Below are 20,091 nucleotides of genomic sequence, written 5' to 3' on the forward strand. Positions count from 1 at the left end.
CCGTAGAGGGCAACGGTGCGCAACCGCAGGTGGTAGGCGGTGATCCAGTCCTGTGCGTCGATGAAGGCCCGCATGCGGCGGTCTTTGTGGACGTTGTCCCAGACGAGGACGATGGGCCCGTCGAGTTGCTGGTGGGCGGCGATGCGGAGGTCGCGGTACTCGGTCCAGGCGAAGCTCTTGCGGCCACCGGCCTTGTGATCGGTGTGTCGTTTGGGCCGGTAGATCAGGCGCGAGCGCATCCCGGGTTTGTAGCAGCACAGGGCGGCGATGGAGAAGCGGCGCTGGGAACGTCCGCGGACCCGGATGATCGGTGTGCTGCCGCGTTTGCTCCAGGTGCGGGAGGTCGGCGGCGTCATCGAGAATCCGGCCTCGTCCTCAAAGACGATCCAGGCCCCGAGTGCCGCCGCGGTGGTTCCACGTGTGGCCACACGTCCTTCACCCAGCCGGCCACCGCCGCCTCATCACGCTCGACCGCGCGACGGGCCGGAACCTGGTGGCTCCAGCCATGCCTGCGCAGCATCTGCGAGATCCCCGACAGCGTCATCGACTTGTGGAACCTGCGGCCGATCAGCGTCTTGATCCTGGCCAGCGTCCACCGCTGGTCCGGCCACCCGTGAGCGGCCGGTCCCTTGGCCAGCTCCTCCTCGAGCACCGCGAACAGCCGGTCATTAAGCTTCGGACGGGACGCGGGGCCGCGGGAACGGACCGCGTCCTGGCCGACCTCCCGCCAGGACCGCCTCCACCGCTGGACCGACCGGACGCTGACCCGTAACTCCTTCGCGATCTCCGTACTGCCCCGTCCGTCGGTGAACATGGCGACCGCTTCCATCCGGACCCGCTCACGGAACGCTTGCCTCTCCGCGGTCAGACCCCCACCCTGCGGATACCTCATACACCCGGGATACCGCGAGGATCACCAACCGTCAGCCCCTATGACAAGACGACTTCAAGGTCAGTAGAAAAGCTCGACCGAGATGCTGTCGAGCACCGCTTGCGCTGAAGGCGGCCGAGGACAGCGGCTAATGATCCACTCGTGTCGCGCACACTCACGCATGTAAGCCCCTCCTGAAGTTCAGTCGCTTCCGTCGTGGTTCTCGCAGGAGCAGGCTTCTGGTCTGCCCTTGCAGGAGTGCCCGGAGACTCCCCCACGCATGAGATCCAGTTCCCGGCACGTCAGGGGCGGACCGGCCAAGGGCGGGCGCCTGGGTCCGCGTAGGGCGCCGAGGAGGACGCGGGGTTTGACCAGGGTGGTCAACGGGGCCTGGAGAGAGGTGACGTCGGTGACGTCCCTGACCATGGTGAGGTCACCGCAACTCGTCTCCATCAGGCGGTTCACATAAGCTGCGAGGAGCCTGTCCTTCCGGCGCGGGCCTCCGCCTTGGAGGCCTGGGAAGAAGACGTCCTGCCCCACGGCCAATTCCCAGGCCGCGGACACCGGCTTGGCCACGGTCCGCTGGACGTGTCGTGCGAGGCGGGGTACGTCGATCCCGTGGGCGGCCACCGCGTTCCGGAGCGCGAGCGCGGCCTGAGCGGTAACGGACATGCCGTGGCCGTAGACGGGATTGAACGCCGCGATGGCGTCGCCGATCACCACGAATCGCTCCGGCCAGTTCTTGACGTCTTCGAAGTAGCGACGCCTGTTGCGGGTGCTCCGGCTGACCGCGACACCTGTAAGCGGCTCGAGACGGGAGATGGTCTCGCCGATGAGGGGATGGCGCAGGCCCCGGGCGAAGGCCTCGAAGTCCTCGGCCCTGCCGGTGGGCTCACCGCCCCGGGTCCCCATCGTCGTGACCATCCACTGGCCGTCCTCGATCGGCAGGATGGTCGCCCCCTGTCCCGCCCGGCCACTGTGCGGGTCCGGCATCACCACGACGACGGGGAAGGGCGTGGCACCTTCGGGAGCGCGGAAGACACGACTCGCGTATACCAGGCCGGGGTCGATGGAGCGCTCCAGCACCGGGCCCACCCCCAGTTCCTCCAGGTACTGCGGAGCCCGGGAGCCGCGTCCGCTCGCGTCGACGACGAAGTCGGCCTCCAGGGTCTCCTCTCGGCCGTCGGCCGTGCGGATCCGTACTCCGGTGACGCGGGAAGCACTGCCTGTGAGGCCCTCGACGCGAGTCCGGTGGAGGACCTCCACATTCCCGTCAGCGAGGACGAGGTCGCGTACGACTGAGTCCAGGAGGTCGCGGCCACACGCGATGAGGAAGTGGGTTTCGGCGTTCCAGCGCCGGTACCAGCCCTGGGCGCTGAATCCGACCATGCCGCTGGGGATCGGGACGCGGTTCGCGCCGGCTGCCAGCCACCGGCTGGTGACGCCAGGCAGGAGGGTCTCGGCCGCCCGTGCTCCACCGCTCCAGAACAGGTGTGCGTGGCTCGCCTGGGGCAGGCCCCGTCGTGGACGCGGACCGTCCGGCAGTTCGTCGTGCTCGATGAGGAGAACGGTGTCCACCGCCTCCCGAAGTGCCGCTGCGGCCAGCGTGCCCGACAGGCCTCCGCCGATCACGATGGCCCGTCGCCGCTCCGCTGGGGTGGGGGTGGTGCCAGGGTCGGTCATGTAGCTGCTCTCTCGGTGGGTGGATGTCTGATCAGCGGCAGTGCCGGCAATGCGGCCAAGGTCGGCGGGCGGTAGGACGCTTCCGGCTGGTCCAGGACGTCTCTTGCTCAGCCATCGCCTCGGCCGGCACCGACGGGCGGATGGCCAGTGTGCGGTTCGTTCTTCGCCGGGTGCCCCTGGAAGGGCTCGCGCCGGAGGGCCGCTTCGTCCGGGGCCATCACCGCACACAGTGCGTCGGACAGCCTCACGAGTCCCTCGTCGCCTTCGAGAAGGGATTGGAAACCGTCAGGGCTCGAGTGGGCCAGGGCGCCGTGAAGGCTCTCCAGGGCGGCGGTCAATGAGCGGATGTACTGCTCTGACCCGGGCTTGAGTGCGCCAGGGCCGTGTGCGGCCGTGCGGGCGCAGAGGTCTGTGTGGCCGGCCGTGTAGGGCAGCAGGCGCAGGCCATCCCGGATGTCGCAGGTACGTCGCAGGTGGCGCTTGCCGATTGAGGACCACCAGGGAATTCGCACTAGTTCGTACGGGGTGATCGCGCGCATCGCCAGCCACAGCGGCCTGAGGCGCTGGTATTGGGTCCAGCGGCGCCATTGATGCGACAGAGCCTGGCTCACCGAGGGGAGGGCGAGTCCCACGCACTGGACGAGCGAGGCGAGCGAAGCCAGTGCCGGGGCGGTGGCCGTGCTGATCCCGTCCCAGTCGCGACCGGCCCATCGGGCTCCGACACTGAGGAGTTTGGCGGCGGCGTACGCGAGGTCCACGACGGAGCCGGCCACCATGATGGTCAGTCCGGTGCGCAGTAGGCTGACGACTTCGCGTGACCAGCGCCAGCACAGCCGGGCCAGGGTGAGAGAGGCCAGTGCGTGCGCCACGATGTAAAGGACGACCATCTCCCGGAGATACGGGGCGGTGGCGTAGTAGGTGTCGAAGTCCAGGCGCCGCTCGTCAGAGGCATCGCCAGCGGCGAACAGCACAAAGACCACCCCGATGACGGCCCCGTATACGGCGACGCACCGGCGTGTGGCGGTGCGTCGCCGGTGTTCGGGGCCGCCGCGCCAGGTGATCGTCAGATTGATGAGGGCGGCGCTCAGCGCCGTGACGAGGGCGTAGACGAGCGGGGCGGAGAAGTTGGTGACGCCCGTGAGGTGGTTCACCTGGGAGATCGTCGGCGGTGCGGCGAAGAAGAACACGCTGGCGGCCAGCGGGAGGAGTACGGCCACCGAGCGGACCAGCGGGTCACGCCAGTGTCTGAGGAGTCTGGGCACCCTCAGTGCGAAGGTGAGGAGCAGGAGGGAAGCGATCACGTAGTAGGCCAGGTCAGCCATGGCGGACACCCTTCGGTTCGGACACTGCGCAGCAGTGCTGGACCGCTGGGGAGGGCAATGCTGTGGTGGGATTCGGTGGTGGGGTGGGCTTGTGCGGTGAGGGGCTGCGGGACGGAAAGTGAGCGGCGGGCCGGGCAGCGGCCGTGATGTCGTTCGGGGAGTGGGCGGCGGGGACTCTCACACGCGCTCCTTCTTCGTGCTCGACCCCGCAACGGTCCTGAAGAGGTTGCGTGGCAGGGCCCGGGAGATGCGTACCAGGTCGCCGTACTCGTCCGTCCCTTCCTGCAGCACCCGGGACGAGGCGATCACCCTGCGGTCGGGGTCGGCGCGCAGGGCCTGGACCGCGGCGACGACCATGGCCGCGTCGGCGGACGCCGACGCGGCTTCGGAGGTGGCACCGTCCGCCAGGGCTTCGGCGAGTTCACGAGCCCGCAGTGTGAGGTCGAAGTACGGGTTGAGGGTGAGGAGAGCGTCGTGGATGCCGGATTCGCGCTGCAGGCGGCGTACTCCGGGGGCCGCGAACAGGGGTACCCGCACCGAGGCGGACACCGGTGTCAGGCCGCCCACCAGTCGTGACAGGTTCTCCAACTGCCGATACCTGGACCATTCCCGCCACGGCCCCTTGAGGCGCTGTGCGGCAAAGGGGATGCCGAAGCCGAAGGCGATGATCGGAGCCGCCGCCGCACTGAAGGGGCGGGCCACGTCGGTGCTGAGTACATCCCAGTCGTGGCCGGCCCAGCGGGCTCCCACTGCGGCGAATTTGCTGATGTCGTAGCAGAGGGTGAGCGAGTAGCCTGTCAGCATGAGGGCGAAGCCCACGCGGAGCTCCCCCACCACCTGATGCCGCCAGTGCCAGCACAGGGCCGACATGATCATGGCTGCCACGGTATGGGCCACCAGGTAGAGCACGATCATCTCGCGGATGTACGGCGTGTTGGCGTAGTAGGTGTCGAAATCCCGCAGCCGTTCAACCGGCGCCTCGCCCAGGAAGAAGAGGGCGAACTCGGCGATGATGAGCACGCTGTAAGAACCGATGCACCAGCGCGCGGCCCGCCGGATGCGTTCTGACGGACCACCCCGCCAGTTGATCACCAGCACGATGCCGGAGCCGGAGCAGGCAGTCACCCATGAGTAGACGAAGGGAGCGGCGAAGTTCGGTACACCGGTGACCTCGTTGACTTTCACGATCATCGGGATCGACCCGAAGAAGAAGACGCTGACGATGCACACCAGAAAGGCCGTCACGGCACGCAGGAGCGGATCGCGCGGGTTCCTGAGCAGACCGGGGATCCTGAACAGGACAGCCAGAGCTCCCAGAACGGTGGGAATGGTGAAGCTTGGATCGGACACCGTCAGCCTCGTATGCCGAGGTGGCCGAGGGCCGCCCCGATGCGGCCGGAAGTCGTGCACCGGTCGGAGGAGAAAGCTGTGGGCACGGCGAGAAGGTGCCGTACGGCGTACGCCAGCTCCAGCCCGTACCGCTCCGCGTCCTGTTCCTCCGTCTCGTGCTTCTCGGCCTGTGATCCGTCCTGCTTCAGCAGAACGGGGCTCTGGCGTCCGGCCACCGCCAGTACCGACTCCACCACATCCCCCAGGCTGGTGTCGTGACTGAGCAGACGGGCGGCAACAGAGGCCTCCGCGACGTGCTGGTGGCAGTGTCCCAGCTCCAGGTGGCGCAGTTCGTGTCCGGTGATGATGAGCTGGTGCTCGGGCACGGTCCGCGCCTCGATGACCACGAGGTCACGGTCGCCGAGGTCGAGCGCGATACCACTCGCGGTTCCGGGAGGGAACGGCGTCATACGGAACTCGACTTTCCGACCCCGCCGCTGCCCCATGGCATCGCAGAGCGCACCGCATACCACTTCTGCCTCGGTGGGGGCCGAGAGATGACCCAGAGCCGCCACCAGGGCACCGACCGACCGCCGCATCTCTCGGTGTTTGAACACGGATCCCCTCAACCCCCTCCTCAGAGGGAAAGCTCGTATATCCCGGACGAATCCGCCCGGTCTGCCTGTCACACCCCCGCAGGGTCGTGCTTGGTCCGCAGGGGTTCGACGACCTGGGCCATCACCCCTTCGTGGACCTTCACCCGGTTCTGGGTGCGAGCCCAGCCCGGCTATGTCAGGCGGAGGTCCTCTCCTTGTCCGGCTCCCCCACCGCAGCTTGCTTCTCCATGTAGTCGTCGAGCCACTGGAGCAGCCTCGCGCGGCCCTGATCAGTCAGAAGAGCCGCACGAAGGGCAATCCCGTCGACGCCGTGCCGGACGTAGAGACTCGGCCTGCCGGCGGGAGTAGAGGCCACTGGCAGGGTGTCCCGCTCCGTGCACTCCTGGTACTCCTGGAGAAGCGATCGCTCGATGCCGGTCAGCGTGCAGCGGAGCGCGTCGTCGTCCTCGGACTGCAGGAACCCGGCCGGCCGCCGGAAGAATCGCTCCAGGCGGGCACAATGGTCCATTGTCGGCCGGCGGGTCCCGCCGAACAGGGCCTGCACCTGCTGACGGGAGATTCCGCTCTCCCGGGCGATCTCGCCATGGGAGTACCGGCAGCCGTTCTCCTTGAGATACGTCTCTTGGAGCAGACTGAGCCGCTGACGGAAGCGCTTGTGGATGTCCGGCTCGCCCGCTGCCTGCCCTTGCAGGAGCGTCCCCACCACGTCAAGCGGTACTCCGGAGGCTAGAGTCAGCTGCCCGGGATCCAGCACCTCGTCGCGATCGCGCCCGAGCTTGGCGCCCAGGCTTGCGACTCGTTCGATGGCTGCGGTCAACTGATGGGCCGCCGCTGGGGGTGCTGAGGAGGCGTCTGTCACTGGTGGGGCTCCCGAGATCATGCAGGATGAGTCACCCCGGCACCACCGGGAGGCGGAGCACATGAGCGGGTGCCTGTGACCCCAAGCCTGTCACAACAGTGGCAGGACAGCCAGATACCTCCGGTCAACTGCCACAGCGGTGGCATGAAGCTGACCGTGGACCAATCGGCTTTCCGGACACCTCCGCGGCCAGTGCCCGGCGGAGCTGGCACGTGTCGCTACAGGACCTGGCGGGGCGGTTCAGCCCGGCGCCCTTGAGTCGTCCGGTGAGGCCCTCGTCGTGCGAGAGGATCGGTTCTCGGCCCAGCGGTGCCCATCGCGGGGACGCGGCTCTACCGGGCACGTGAATCCGGTACAAGCGGAGGTACGAGGGGGCGGGGTCGACCCATACGAGCACACCGGTAATCGAAATCGGCCGAGAGACACTCACTCGCGAGCGGCACCGATGATGTACTGGCATTACCCTCCCGCCTCATCGGGGCGATCCGGACCCGGGCTTCCGCTGAGCCCTTTCCCAGTCGTCCAGTTCGGCCCGCAAGCGAGTTCCGGCTGCCACTGCGGCAGCCCGATCGGCGAGTACGGCCATGACCTCGCGCTCGCGCACTGTGGTGGGACGCGTGGGTGGCAGGGCCTGGCGACGGCGCCATGCCCGTCGCCGGTAGACGTCGACCGGCCTCTCCGGGCTGGATTGGTAGGGCAGGGACTTCAAGTGGTGCGCCTCGGGCTCCTGCCAGTGAAGACTCCACCGCGGTTGCGTGGTGGCGTGCGACGTGGTGCCGCGCCGGGCGCGCAGTGCCGCCCGTAAATCCTCGGCGAGGGTGAGCACGTAGCGTTCGTAGGCTGGCCTCGACCGCTCCTGCCTCTCGGCGAGCATGCGGGTGTGTCGGGTTCCGGTCTCGTCCACGGGTACCTGGCGGTAGGGCCTGACGTAGCCGTCGGGCAGGTGCAGAAGGCCTGTGTTGGCGCGGCGGCGCAGTTCGGATCGGACGAAGCCGATGACGCTGTCGGGGCGACGGCGGGGATTCCAGCGTATGAGTTCCCGTGCCGTCTCCTCAAAAGTGAAGCCCGCCGAAATGAGGGGCCGGAGTGCATAGGCCAGTTGCCGCACGCAGGAGTCCTGAGCCCACCACACGTGGAGGCGGACCTGCTGGGCGTAGACCATCCCTGCTGCGGCCTCGGCAGGAGAGGCGCCGGTCGTTCCCTTCGTCCTGATGCCTCGAGGGCTTCGGGAGTCGCGGGCCGCGCGGCTGGCCGCGCTGTTCTTATTGCTCCCCCCACTGAGAGGAGGCTGTCCGTCGTGGGGAACCACGGTATAAGAAGGGGTCCGCGGCCGCCGCGTTGAGGAGATGGTGGGGCGGGCCCCGGAGATGGCCCGGGCTCGGCCCTCAGGGGTGAGGGCGCGGATACGTGCGGTGTAGCCGGCGCCGGCGCGGATTCGGCCTTGGGCACGGTCCCAGACCGCGGGAGCGCAGGGCGCGTAGATGGTCGCGGTGCGACGGAATCCGCATCCGGGGCCGAAGCGGTCGCCCAGACGTGTACGCAGGGCGTTGCGCCGACGGCTGCCGTGTTCCACGAAGGCCAGCAGGCCCAGCTCGCGGAGGATCCTGGTGTGCTTCATCACGGTGCTGCGCGATACGCCGAGCCGCCTCTGGATGCCTGCCGCCCCGTAGGCGACATGGCCGTCCTTGCTGCGGTGCATGCGGGCCGCGATGTCGCGGGCCACTGTCAGGGTGGTCGAGTTGGCCCAGGGGTGATACCGGGCGCTCACCATGAAGTGAACGGCAGCGAGGAAGTCGTGTTCACGGCGTAACCGGCGTGAGCATGTGGCGGAGACTTGTTGCTCGGCGGCACAGGTCACCAGTTCGAAGGAGAGGTGTTTCGCTGGCTGAGCTGGAGAACCGATACGTATGTCTGCCGGAATCGTCTGGCAGCGGACGCAGAGATGCTGCATCATGAGTGGCGCATGACTCCTGTTCGGGGGTATGCGTGAGCCCCGTCTGGATGGGGCTGGTTCTGGAGAACCCGAAAACCCGGCTTCGCCCGGGCCCGTCGGCCGAGAGTGTCGAATCACGGTGACGGGGTGATGTGGAGGCTGCAGAAGCCGCACGTGGTGTTGGCGCACCAGGCGTTCTGTGGCCGGGCGGCAACCGTTGCGTAGGGGCACGGTTCCGCCATGCGTGGCGAGTCAGCTCATAGGCCTCCGATGCGCCCGGTCTTCTGGCTGCGGCCTGTGCACGGCTCCCTCTCGCATGGCTACGCGGATCGTGGTCTTGCGACCCATGGTGTCGAGCGACGGCCCTGGCCCGGCACCTGCTCTTTGCTCACGTCGGCGTGCGGTGCGGACTGGTGGGCTGTCGCGGTGTGCACGACGGGCCGCGGCTCGGGACCGTGGCCCGTCGTGAGGGCCTATGGGGACACGACATGGCCATCTCGACCACGGTCGAAGATCCTGCTATGCGAGCAAACGCGTGTCAACGATCAATTCAAGCGATGAAAGGATCGCTTCACCAACTTGGTCAGTCGCGACGGATGCGACCGCCTGTTTTTCGCCAACTGGCCGAGAGGGCTAACGAGAACCGCATGGGAGAGTGGCTGAAACTCACCCCACTACGGCTTGATCGCCCACTCTCACCACGCGCCTCAGGACATTGACGATCGTTTCAGTTGTAGAATCGATCACCGTTCTGCTCTAGTGGTCCACGACATCCTCCCGACAGAGCACATTGGGATCCCGTCCACCGACCACCGGGAGAGGCCGTGATTGCCGAAGGTGAGCCCCACCTGAAGAGCCTTGCGCTCCTCGAAGAGCTGATCGAGGAGGCAAGTCTCGACTGGAACGCCGTACTTGACCCAGCTTCAATCTCGTTCTCAACGGGCCTTCCGGTGAACGTCGTCCGCGCCGGCTTGAGCCGCAGGCCACTCCCAGAGCCCGACTTCCAAGAACAGGTGGCGGAGAGGCTCGAGTTTCTGCGCAGTACCCGTCGGCACCCGGACGGATCCCATATATCTCGGTCGGACATTGCCAGAGCCGCAGGAGTCACTCCTCAGTGGATTGGCGAAATCCTCAATCGCAGAAAAACACCAAAACTGGAACACGCCGCACTGATCGAGGATTTCTTCGGTGTTCCGCGCGGCTTCCTGATGGCCACACCCTCTCAGGCCCTTGACCGAGCCTTGAGCGAAAAACTGGAAACCGCGCAGGCGCAGTCTCTTGCCGAGCTCTTCAAGGAGAAGCACCAACTGCGAAAGGTCTCTTTCCGCGGCGCCCCTGAAACGCTGGCCAAAATGAAAGCACTGATGGAACTCATTCTGGACGAGGAAGAGGGACGCTCCCCCAACTGAGAAGGCCTCTGGAACCCCTGCCGGTTCACCAGCAGGCAGCACCAGGCCACCTTCTAAAGAGCACACCAGGGGATCCCATGGGTACCAGCAGGAAGATGAACAAACTCGTCCGTGAACTCATAGCAGGCATCGGCCAACCCGTTCCGTCCGATCCCCGCCAGCTCTTCGAGTCGCTGATTTCCTACATCGAGCAGCGGGAGGGCTGGCAGGTCAGGCTTCGGTTCGAGGAATTCCCTCCGGATACCGTGAGCGGACTCATGCTGGACCTGGGCGACAAGAAGGTAATCGTGGTGGAGCGCAACACCACCGGCCTTCACCAGCTGGTGATTCTGGCACACGAGATCTGGCACATGATCATGGGCGACTGCACCGTGCACGGCATGGATTCCCTCACCCATTCGGTCGCTGCCCGCATGCTAAGCGGCGACATCGACCTGCGAGAGGCGGTGGACACTCTGGCGGTCGCCGCCCGTACCAGCTTCCACGATCGCGAGGAACTCGACGCCGAGAACTTCGGGCTCAAGCTCGGCATAGCATTCCGGCCGTTCCTCGAACACGACGCCGAGTTGGCCCCCGGGAGCGGTCTGGCCGGCCGGATCCAGGCGAGCCTCGGGAACCGTGGCATCTGACAATGGACGGGCCCGACTACTACATACCCGCTGCAGCGCTCGGCGTGGCCCTGGCCGTGAAACTTCCCAGCCTGCGGCACAGTCGGCACTCCCCCATGACCCGTTCCGTGTGTGTCCTCATAGCCACGGCCGGCAGCGCGTTCTTCTTCGCCGCACCACCCACCGTCGCCCGCGTCAACCGGCTCACCGGCACTCCCAACTTCTCAGCGCCGCTCGTCTACTCGCTGCTGTGTGCCCTTTCCTGCGCCTCGCTCGTTCTGATCACCCATTGGCAGGGAGGGCCTGCTGAGGCCATCCGTCGGTTCACGCGAGGGTTGATCGGTGCAACAGCCCTCGTCATCGCGGCTCTCTGCACCCTCTTCGTCCTGGGCGATGCGCACGTGGAACAGCAGCGCGAACTGGACACCTACTACGCGAACACGCCTTTCATCCGGGAGATGATCTCCCTCTTCCTCGTCGCTCACACGACCGCAAGCGTGGTCGCCACCGTGAAGTGCTGGCGATGGGCCCGGCAGATCCCCAGAAGCTGGACCCGGTGGGGGCTTGTCGCGCTGGCCGTCGGCTACCTCGGTGACCTGGGCTTCGCCCTGTTCAAGGGCATCGCCGTGGCAGCACAGTGGGCTGGCAGGAACCTCAACGGTCTGAACACGATCACACCACCGATCGCCAGTGTGGCCGCCGGGCTCACTGCCACCGGCTTCCTCCTCCCGGTCGTGGGCCCGCGCTGGTCCTCCGCATGGCAGGCATGGCGGGCGTATCGCCGGATGCGCCCGCTGTGGCAAGCGCTCGAGGCGGACGGCGTCAACTCTCGCATGGAGATCTCCTGGTGGTCCTCACCCGAGCTGCGCGCCACTGGAAGAGCCACGGCCATCGCCGACGGCCTCCTTGAATTGCGACCCTACTTCGACCAGGAGTATCGCTCGACGGTGGAGCGAGAGGTCCACGGTAGGGGACGCACCGGGCGGATCGCGCAGAGCACGGCGGAAGCCGCGATGATCCATCAGGCGCTGGTCGCCAAAGCGGCCGGCACCCCCAGCAGTCACAAGCCCGGTGCCGATGAGCCGCCGGACTCAGGCGACTGGTACGCCATCCGGTCATCGGGCGCGGACCAGCTCGCCGAACTCAGCCGGGTGTTCCGCGATTTCCGCGTACCCGGCGACCGACCCGTCGAGGCCGCCGAGGAGAGGCCTTAGCCAATGCACACCACCGTCGCCCGCGCTCGAGCAGGCCGTTCCATACCCGCGCCTCGGTCCCTGACCGCCTCCGGTCCCAGCACACTCGGAGGCCAGCCGTGAACGCCGACACCGCCTATTTCATCCCCGCGGCGCTGCTGCTGATCGCCACCCTCATCAAGCTCTGGGCACTGCTGAAGAACTGGCAGGACGCCCTCCTGCGTGCGGTCTGCGCCGTCCTGTTCATCGCCGCGCTGGTCTTCACCACAGCGGCTCCACCCGTGCTCGCCCTGATCAACAAGGCCACGGGTGTACCGAACATCGCCGCTCCGCTCGTCTACTGCGTCCTGACCGCCTTCGACGGCAGCAGCATCGTGCTCCTGATCCACTGGCGCGGCAATGAAGACGAGGCCAGGACCCAGAAGGCCACACGCCTGTGCGTGGCGGCCTACGGCACCATCATGGCTGCCCTGTGCGTGCTCTTCGCCCTGGGCGACGCCCCGGTGGAGCGGCTGCGCGACCTGGACACCTATTACGCCCGTACGCCGTACATCCGCGAGATGATCGTGCTGTACCTCGCCGCGCACAGCGTCGCGGCACTCACCATGCTCGTACTGTGCTGGCGCTGGTCCCGGCAGGTACCGGGCACCTTGCGGGTCGGCCTTCTGACCATGTCGGTCGGCAACCTCCTCACCTTCGGGTACGACGTTCTGAAGTACACGGCGATCACGGCACGCTGGCTGGGGCGTGACCTGGACTGGCTCAGCACCGATGTCGCCTTCCTCATGGCGGCCGTCTCCGCCCTGGTGATCGCGGCGGGTTTCCTCATCCCGCCTCTCGGTCAAGGAGCCACATCCCGTCTGAAGGCCCTGCGCCGCTTCCGGCAACTCAGGCCCCTGTGGCTGGAGGTGAGAACGGCGATACCCGACACCAGCCAGGCGCCCTTGCACTGGTGGGCGCCGCCGGAGCTGAGGCTGATGCAGCTCGAACGTGACATCCACGACGCCTTGCTGCGCATCGGACCGTGCTGCGACCGAGAGCTCGGAGCCATGGTCTACACCCAGGCGATGACTCGGTACGCCGACCACAGCCGCGCACTGATCGTCGCCGATGCCGCGGTGGTCACAGCCGCCGTAGTGGCCAAGAGGAGCGCACAGGCGGGAGGCGGCCTGGAGGCGACCGCACGGTGGACCATCAGCTCCACCAAGGACACCGCCGACTTGGTGAGCATGTCACTGGCCCTTACGCACCCGCTGGTCCAGGCGACACGGACGACTGCCCCTCCCGAGCGCGACAGCGTCTTCTGAACCCCACAACCGCCGCCTGCCCGAGCGGCCCCTCCCACTGCCCGACGAGGTCTCGTACAGAGAAGGCACCGTGATGACTAAGGAACCCACCCGACCGACGCACGTAGAAGTGGTGATCATCGGAGGTGGCTACGGTGCACTGCTCGCCGCCGCCGTCATCTCTCACTCCGGCCATGACGTCCTGATCCTCGGCGGGGACGATGAGACCAGGGGGGCAGCGGCCGAAGCCGCCCAGCTCCTGCGAATCGGTGGCCAGGACATCGATGACCTGTTGTACGGCGCGACGAGGGCCCTGCGGGCCGCCGGTGCCCCGAGCAGCCTACTCGCCGGTCCTCCTCGTGAGGGGACGAGCACGGACGGCACGACAACTTCCGAAGTCATCACGTGTAGCCGGGCTCTGCTGACCAGCGTCGTACGAACGGAAGTCCTCGCCCGCCCGGGATACGGGCGGGAAACAGTGTGGTGGAAGGACGCCCGGGCCATCAGCCTCATCGGTGACAGGGGTGAGGTCCGCGGGGTGGTGGTTCGGCTTGAGGACGGCACGATCCACTCCGTGACCGCCAATCTCGTCGTCGACGCCGACGGCGCACACGCCCCGTCGTGGCTCGCGCAACTCGGTGTCCAGGAGGCGCCGCAGAGCGTATCGGGCACGGCCGGCTCCTGCGCCACGCGCGTCTACGGCGTACCCGCCACCGCCGCGGTCACCACGGCTGACATCCCACTGGCCGTCGCGACCGCAGGCAACGTTACGACAGTCGTCGCACCCATAGAGGGCGGCAGGTGGACGCTCTCGCAGATCACGCACGGGTCCGCTCCCCTGCCAACTGGCCTGACTTTCGAGGACGCGGCGTCCACGTTTGCCAACCCCCTAGTCCATCGGGTCATATCCGAAGCGGATCCCCTGACTGACGTCGCGGTGTCTCACATCCGCAGACCGCGATGGTGCCACTTCGAGCGGGTCCGCCACTGGCCTCGCCGATTCGTCGTGCTTGGCGATGCCGTCGCGGCCTTCGGACAGGCCACGGGTCAAACCCTGACGAGTGCGGAGTGGGCTGTCAGGGTCCTGCGCAACGAGCTCGCGCAGGGAGGGGTCTCCCATCCCACGCTGTCACGCCGGGTACAGAAGAAGATCGCCGAGCAGATCGCAGGCACGTGGCCGGGCTCAGGGCTGCCGGGGCCTGGGAGTTCTCCGATCACCACAGTTGGCTCCCGTTTTCACTTCACGAGGTCCCGGACGTACGCACGCGCCGTGTCAGCTGGCCTCGTTCGGCGCGGGTCACGGTAAGGCAAAGACCTGCGGGTACCCCCGCACAGGCCAGTTCGATATCTTTGCCCGGCTCAGGGCTCCGGCCCTGCCCACCGACAAACACTGGTCACTTGGGGAGATGTGCGATGGACCTGTTCACCCCGCTCGCGCTGCCCGGCGGCACCACCCTCCCCAACCGCCTCGCCAAGGCCGCCATGGAGGAGAGTCTCGCGGCCCAGCCCGGACAGCTCCCCGACGTCCGCGTGGAGCGCCTATACGCCCGCTGGGCGCGCGGCGGCGCCGGACTGATCCTCACCGGAAACGTAATGGTGGACCGGCGGGCCATGACCGCCCCCGGCACCATTGTCCTGGACGCGCACTCCCCCCTAGGGCCTTTTCACCGCTGGGCAAAGGCCGCCTCCTCGGGCGGCGGACAGGTGTGGATGCAGATCAACCACCCCGGCCGCCAGGTCCGCTCTGACATGCCAGGCACCGCATGGGCCCCGTCCGACGTCCGTATCAGCCTCGGCAAGCACACCAGGTTGTTCGCCCGCCCCGCCGCCATGACCGAGGCCGATATCCAGGCCACCATCACCCGCTTCGCCACCACCGCCCGGCGCGCCGAGGAGGCCGGCTTCCACGGCGTCCAGATCCACGCCGCCCACGGATACCTCCTCAGCCAGTTCCTCTCTCCGCTCGTCAACCGGCGCACCGACCGCTGGGGCGGCAGCCTCACCAACCGCACCCGCCTTCTCACTGAAATTCTCACCACCGTCCGCGACCACGTCTCGTCTGACTTCGCAGTCAGCGTCAAGCTGAATGCCGCCGACTTCCAGCGCGGCGGCTTTGATACCGAGGAGGCCGCACAGGTTATCGACCTCTTGGGCGACCTCAAGGTGGACCTGGTGGAACTTTCCGGCGGCAGCGTCGAGAGCCCGGCCAGCATGGGACTCACCTCCGACCACCGCAGGCTCGAACGCGAGGCCTACTTCCTCACCCTCGCCGAACGCTTCGTGGAAACGGCCGCAGTCCCCCTCATGCTCACCGGCGGGATAGCACGCCGCGCCACTGCCGAAAGAGCCCTTTCTCGCGGTGTCTCCATGGTTGGCATGGCCACCGCCCTGGCCCTGCAGCCCGATCTCCCCGCCCGCTGGCAGGCCGGCGAGGAAACTGACTACGACGCCGCAACCGCACCCCACCTGAACTGGAAGGACCGCGAACTGGCCTGCGCCGCCAGACTCGCCTGGGTTCGTCACCAACTCAATTGCCTGGCCAAGGGCACCCGCCCCCGCCCGCAGGCCTCGGCCCGCTGCCTCTTGCTCCTGGACTCCCTCCACCAGCGCAGACAGCGCCACACCTACAGCGCCTGGCTCGCCCGCAACCCCGCACCAGAGCCACCCACCATGGCCAGGTGACCGGCCGATACCACGGGACGCCGGCCTGGAAAACGCCGTGTCAATGGGTTGTCGTTGCTTCCAAGGGGCTGATGGCGCTCTTTGAACCTGGCTGTGGCGGATATTCCGTGACGGTGAAGGCTGATCACCAGGGCGGCCGGGACGGCGGCGGTGGGCAGCCGGTGCCAGCGCATCCGCGCCGCAGGGAGACCATCGGCCACGACGCCGACGGCTCGGTCCGGCCGCGGTATGACTCACGGGTCCGGGGCAGGCACCGGCCATCCACGAATACGTCGGCGCAGGCTTCAGTCTCTGACGTGTTTACACAGCTCAGAGGCATGCCGTGTCGAAAAAGCGACTGAAGCGACTCAGATCCGAAGACCTGCAAAAAACGTGTCGGCGTACCGGTCAGGCATCGGTGGTCTGAGCTGGGCGCTCGGAACGCTCCGTCTTCCTGCCCTTGCTGCCAGCCTCGAGGGTGGTGGGGTCGACAGCTTCGGCTGGGGCCCCGCTGGCGTAGAGACCGTCGGGGAGGCTATCGCGGTCGTGGGGCAGGAGCCAGAACACGCGGCGGCGGAACGTCCCGCTGCTCCGGGAGGGTTTGGCCTGGGGGCCGAGCTGGGCGTAGCCGACGAGGCGTCCGTCGCGGTGGTAGGCGGGTTTGCCTCGGCGGGTGGGGAGGCGGTCGAGGGACTGACGGACGTAGTCGAGTTCGCTGACGTCTTCGAGCCAGACCAGGTCGATCTCGTGGTGGATCTCGTCGTCGGAGATGAGCGAGCTCATGCGTTCTCCTCCTCTGCGAGCAGTCCGATGCCGGGGTAGTACTTCTTGGAGTTCGACAAGATCATTTCTTTGGGTGAGGCGAGGCCGACCATCTCGCGGGCCCGTGCGGCGAAGGCTCGGGAGGAGATGGTGGGTGCTCCTTCATTCTGGCACCAGGTGCGGTAGACGCTGTAGAGGCGGGCCTGCTCGGCCCGGTGGTCGGTGTGGAGGATGCAGCACTCCTCGAAGAAGCGACCGGTGTGGTCCTCGGTCTCTGCGTACGCGTTGGTGGCGATGCGCACGGGGGCCGGGCCGGTGAGGTCCTTCTCGCCGGCGAGGTAGCGGCGGGCTCCGTTGATGAGCCAGGCGAGGATGCCCGGGCCTTCCTCGGTGACGAGGATGTCGGCGAGGTTGTCGATCTTGCGGTCGTCGGAGACGACCTTCTCGAACGGGACCAGGCGCATGCGGCGCCAGAAGGCGAAGCCGCCTGTGCCGACCTCGGGGCGGTGGTTTCCGATGAGCCACAGTTTGTGCGTGGGCGCGAAGGAGAAGAAGTCCTGGCGCATGCGACGGGCCTTGATGCGGTCGCCGCCGGTGAGGAGTTTGACGCGGGCCTCGTCGAACTTGTCGCCGGGCTTGACCTCGGAGCAGACGATGACGCGGCGTCCGTGAAGCTCGGCGAGTTCGGTGGGGTGACCGTCGAAGGTACGGGCCATCAGGAAGCCGGGCGGCGCGGCGTCGGCGTAGTCGCCCAGGAGCTTCATCAGGACGTCGAGGAGGACGCTCTTGCCGTTCTTTCCGGAGCCGAAGAGGAAGGGCATGACCTGTGCCCCGACGTCGCCGGTGATGGAGTAGCCCAGGAGCAGGTGCAGGAAGTCGATCATCTCCCGGCCTTCGGCGTCGTCGCCGAAGGTGTCGGTCAGGAAGCGGTTCCAGCGTGGGGTGGGCTGGCTTTTGGGGCCGGTGGAGGTCGAACGGGAGTGGAAGTCCTTGTCGGGGCGGGGCGCGCGCAGGAGGCCGGTCCGCAGGTCGACGATGCCTGCCGGCGTGCACAGGGCGTAGGGGTCGGCGTCGAGGATTTCGGCGCGGAGGACCATGCCGGGGGCTGATTTGGCCTGCGTGAGCATGGCGTTCATGCCGGAGGTGCTCAGGGCCCGGCGTCGGTGCTTCTGCAGTGCTTGGTTGCTGTAGACGCCGCGGGGGTCCGTGGTGGCGATGGCCTCCGCGAGGTCACCGGCGGCCCAGACCACGGTGTCGTCCTCGTCGACCTGCCAGCGGGTGGTGTCCCAGCGGTACCAGCCGAGGCCCGGCACGTGCCGGTAGTCGCCCACGTAAAGGCGGACGAACAGCTTGGCGTTGCCTCGGTCGCTGAGGGTGTCCGGGAGCAGGCCTGCGGGGGTGGCGTGGTCGAGGTGGACCTGCTGCCCGGCCTGCACGGGAAGGGGCTGGGGCGGCGCCTGGGCAAGGATCTGCGCGGCGACGGCCTCGGGGTCGAAGTCGAAGAGGACCCCGTCGGTTTCGGGTACGCGGCTCACTGGCGGCCTTCGAGGTGCAGGGGGCGCTTGGCGCCGGCGGCCATGCCGCTGCGGATGATCTGGTCGATGCGGTTGCCCTGGCCGGGGCGGGCTGCTTCTGCGGTCTCCCGCAGTCCCTCTTCTGCAGCGGATGGCGTCAAGTGGCCGGCGGCTGCGAGGCCTCCGAGCGTGTAGGCAGCCCGGTTCAGCTTCTCGGTGAAGCCGGCGCCTTCGGCCACCTGGCCGCAGGCCGCCACCTCTGAAAGGAGCGCGGCAAGCAGACGGGAGGTACGGTCGTAGCCCCCACCGGCCGCGAGGACGGCCTGGCGGGCCCGCGGCGGCACAGGCCGGGGGGCCGGGATGTGCGGGGCAGGCAGGTGTCCGGTGCGCTGAAGTTCCTGGGCGAGCCAGGCGGGCAGCGGAGCGGGCCTGCGGGTGGTTCCCACAGGCTTGTAGGTTCCCGCGGTAGTGGTGGTTCCCGGAGCAACGATGTATCCGCCGTGAGCGCGGACGTCGACCTGCCAAGCGAGGCCGCGCTTGCCGGATCCGGTGGAGCACTGCCAGCGGCGGCCGTCGGTAGCCCGGTACCAGACGTGCATTCCGCCAGAGGGAGTGCGAACGCGGAGGGTGGAGGTGTCCTCTGCTGGGCTGGCCTCGCCTCTGAGGGCGGCCAGCACGGCAAGGGAGTGGTAGCCGGTGGTCATGCCAGAGAGATCGATGTGGTCGCCGATGGGGATGCCCGGGAGCATCCTGTCCCTCTCCGGCGGGGTTCCCGCGTGCGCGTCGATGTCCACGACGACGAGGCCAGCTGGGCCGCAGGCCACTCCAACACCAAGCGCCGGGTCGGATGCCCACCAGTGCTCGATGCGGTCGTAGTCGAGGGTCGCTGCGTGGAAGCCGTGGCACCAGCGGCCAGCGGCAAGGCAGGGGCAGTCTGTATGCGTATGCCCTGGTTCGCTGCATTGCCGACAGTTGGCGGCGGGCGTCTTGCGGCCTGGAGCAAGGGGGTGGACAGGCCAGCCGCTACCCGCGCACCAGCGGGCAAGGCGGAGACCAGCGACTGAGTGAGCAGAGGTGGACTGCCCTGAGTCGCTGCGAGAAAACCGCAGCTCAGCGGGCATCTACTTCCCCTAATAGCGACTGAAGCGACTCAACAACGAACACAGCCTAGCGAAAGCATTGGGGTGATGGGGCAGCGTGTCGCCAACCCCCCATCGGCGTGTCGAACTCTCCCTCCGGTGAGTCCCTGAGCGACCGAAGACTGAGGGCAGAGCGACCGAGTCCCTACAGTCGCTCACAGCCTCAAACAGAAAAACCCCAGTTCACAGAGCTGACGGCCACTCAACAGCGACTGAAGCGACTGAAGGCCCCTATATATGACGCACACGCGCACACAGGAATGTCCTTATATACCTGAAGTACAGTCGCTTCAGTCGCTGCACCACCTAGGAGACCCCGCCTGACCTGCTCATTTATCAGCGACTCAAGCCCAGCGACTCAAGCCTCACTTCAGTCGATCGCCCAGACAACTTCAGCCTGTGCGATCTGAGCCAGCCACCAAACGCCGCAAACGTTCTCCACCCCGGGACCGGGGTGACCGCAGCGAAGAAGGCGTTCCCCGAGCGGGACTGCTGGCCGCCATCGGCTGGCCTGGGTCCGCGCGCCGCAGCACGCGCAGCCCTGGACGGCGTCTCGTACGGCGGCGTGCCTATGGAGTACCGGGAGCCGCCGTCACTCGTGGAGCGGGAGCTGGTCCGCGCCGGCGCTCGCCGGGGCGGCCTCCTTCGCCGCCGGCCGGCGCGACGTCGACGGCGTCCTGGTGGGGGGCGCCGGACGGTCCACGGCGGCCGGAGCCGGGGCAGTCTGGGTGTTCTCGGTTGCAGCCCTAGCCGCAGCCTCGGGAGCCGGGCCTGTCGCCAGAACCGGGGCTGCGGCTAGGGCCTGTGTGATGTCGTGATCAGTCGACGGGCTTCAGGAGGTCGTCGATCCAGATCATTGCGGCGCGGAGATGGAGGCCGGCGAGGTAGCTGTCCGGCGTTTTGTC

General features: G+C 67.5%; 16 protein-coding genes and 1 pseudogene. 6 read left to right on the forward strand and 11 right to left on the reverse strand.

The window, feature by feature from the left end; all coding sequences use genetic code 11:
• Positions 1-26: 26 nt before the first annotated feature.
• The 8 genes and pseudogenes from AB0469_RS38120 to AB0469_RS38155 form a co-directional block, all read right to left on the reverse strand.
• Positions 27-356: pseudogene (locus tag AB0469_RS38120) on the reverse strand (IS630 family transposase); the annotation flags it as partial.
• A complete protein-coding gene (locus AB0469_RS38125; RefSeq protein ID WP_366456177.1) occupies positions 353-892 on the reverse strand; it encodes a winged helix-turn-helix domain-containing protein in 540 nt (179 codons plus the stop codon). The pseudogene AB0469_RS38120 and the gene AB0469_RS38125, both read right to left, overlap by 4 nt.
• A gap of 180 nt (positions 893-1,072) precedes the next feature.
• The gene (locus AB0469_RS38130) at positions 1,073-2,554 is read right to left on the reverse strand and encodes an FAD-dependent monooxygenase (RefSeq protein ID WP_366456178.1); all 1,482 of its coding nucleotides are present in this window, start codon (positions 2,552-2,554) and stop codon (positions 1,073-1,075) included.
• A gap of 107 nt (positions 2,555-2,661) precedes the next feature.
• Complete coding sequence (locus AB0469_RS38135) at positions 2,662-3,876, reverse strand: MAB_1171c family putative transporter (protein WP_366456179.1); 1,215 nt, start codon at positions 3,874-3,876, stop codon at positions 2,662-2,664.
• A gap of 177 nt (positions 3,877-4,053) precedes the next feature.
• The gene (locus AB0469_RS38140) at positions 4,054-5,226 is read right to left on the reverse strand and encodes an MAB_1171c family putative transporter (protein WP_366456180.1); all 1,173 of its coding nucleotides are present in this window, start codon (positions 5,224-5,226) and stop codon (positions 4,054-4,056) included.
• A gap of 2 nt (positions 5,227-5,228) precedes the next feature.
• Positions 5,229-5,675: a toxin-antitoxin system, toxin component gene (locus AB0469_RS38145; RefSeq protein WP_366456181.1), complete on the reverse strand. Its 447-nt coding sequence runs from the start codon at positions 5,673-5,675 to the stop codon at positions 5,229-5,231.
• Positions 5,676-5,997: 322 nt separating this feature from the next.
• On the reverse strand, positions 5,998-6,681 hold the full coding sequence (locus AB0469_RS38150) for a helix-turn-helix transcriptional regulator (RefSeq protein WP_366456182.1): 684 nt from the start codon (positions 6,679-6,681) through the stop codon (positions 5,998-6,000).
• A gap of 472 nt (positions 6,682-7,153) precedes the next feature.
• The gene (locus AB0469_RS38155; protein WP_366456183.1) at positions 7,154-8,635 is read right to left on the reverse strand and encodes a helix-turn-helix domain-containing protein; all 1,482 of its coding nucleotides are present in this window, start codon (positions 8,633-8,635) and stop codon (positions 7,154-7,156) included.
• An 803-nt stretch (positions 8,636-9,438) separates the two neighbouring features.
• Here AB0469_RS38155 and AB0469_RS38160 point away from each other — a divergent pair.
• From AB0469_RS38160 to AB0469_RS38185, 6 genes are all read left to right on the forward strand, one after another.
• Positions 9,439-10,023, forward strand: a complete 585-nt coding sequence (locus AB0469_RS38160; RefSeq protein WP_366456184.1) for a helix-turn-helix transcriptional regulator — start codon at positions 9,439-9,441, stop codon at positions 10,021-10,023.
• Between the two features lie 95 nt (positions 10,024-10,118).
• The gene (locus AB0469_RS38165) at positions 10,119-10,652 is read left to right on the forward strand and encodes a toxin-antitoxin system, toxin component (protein WP_366456185.1); all 534 of its coding nucleotides are present in this window, start codon (positions 10,119-10,121) and stop codon (positions 10,650-10,652) included.
• 2 nt (positions 10,653-10,654) lie between these two features.
• Positions 10,655-11,845 carry an MAB_1171c family putative transporter gene (locus tag AB0469_RS38170; RefSeq protein ID WP_366456186.1) on the forward strand — a complete coding sequence of 397 codons (1,191 nt, stop codon included), beginning with the start codon at positions 10,655-10,657 and terminating at the stop codon, positions 11,843-11,845.
• 98 nt (positions 11,846-11,943) lie between these two features.
• Complete coding sequence (locus tag AB0469_RS38175) at positions 11,944-13,131, forward strand: MAB_1171c family putative transporter (RefSeq protein WP_366456187.1); 1,188 nt, start codon at positions 11,944-11,946, stop codon at positions 13,129-13,131.
• 73 nt (positions 13,132-13,204) lie between these two features.
• A complete protein-coding gene (locus AB0469_RS38180) occupies positions 13,205-14,416 on the forward strand; it encodes a hypothetical protein (protein WP_366456188.1) in 1,212 nt (403 codons plus the stop codon).
• Positions 14,417-14,523: 107 nt separating this feature from the next.
• Positions 14,524-15,792, forward strand: coding sequence for an NADH:flavin oxidoreductase/NADH oxidase family protein (locus AB0469_RS38185; RefSeq protein WP_366456189.1), 1,269 nt, complete (start codon positions 14,524-14,526; stop codon positions 15,790-15,792).
• Between the two features lie 387 nt (positions 15,793-16,179).
• Here the strand turns inward: AB0469_RS38185 and AB0469_RS38190 are convergent, their stop codons facing one another.
• Genes AB0469_RS38190 through AB0469_RS38200 form a run of 3 tightly spaced genes read right to left on the reverse strand, consistent with a single transcriptional unit; the run spans position 16,180 to position 19,168 of the window.
• Positions 16,180-16,554 (reverse strand): DUF6009 family protein, encoded by a 375-nt coding sequence (locus AB0469_RS38190; RefSeq protein ID WP_366456190.1) that lies wholly within the window; start codon positions 16,552-16,554, stop codon positions 16,180-16,182.
• Positions 16,551-18,068, reverse strand: coding sequence for a phage/plasmid primase, P4 family (locus AB0469_RS38195; RefSeq protein WP_366456191.1), 1,518 nt, complete (start codon positions 18,066-18,068; stop codon positions 16,551-16,553). Before AB0469_RS38195 ends, AB0469_RS38190 begins: the two co-directional genes overlap by 4 nt.
• Entirely contained in the window at positions 18,065-19,168 is a 1,104-nt protein-coding gene (locus AB0469_RS38200; protein ID WP_366456192.1) for a bifunctional DNA primase/polymerase, read from the reverse strand. The genes AB0469_RS38195 and AB0469_RS38200 overlap by 4 nt, the downstream gene beginning before the upstream one ends.
• Between the last annotated feature and the right edge of the window lie 923 nt (positions 19,169-20,091).

Origin of the sequence: Streptomyces sp. NPDC093801 (assembly GCF_040701585.1) — a bacterium.
GTDB lineage: Bacteria > Actinomycetota > Actinomycetes > Streptomycetales > Streptomycetaceae > Streptomyces.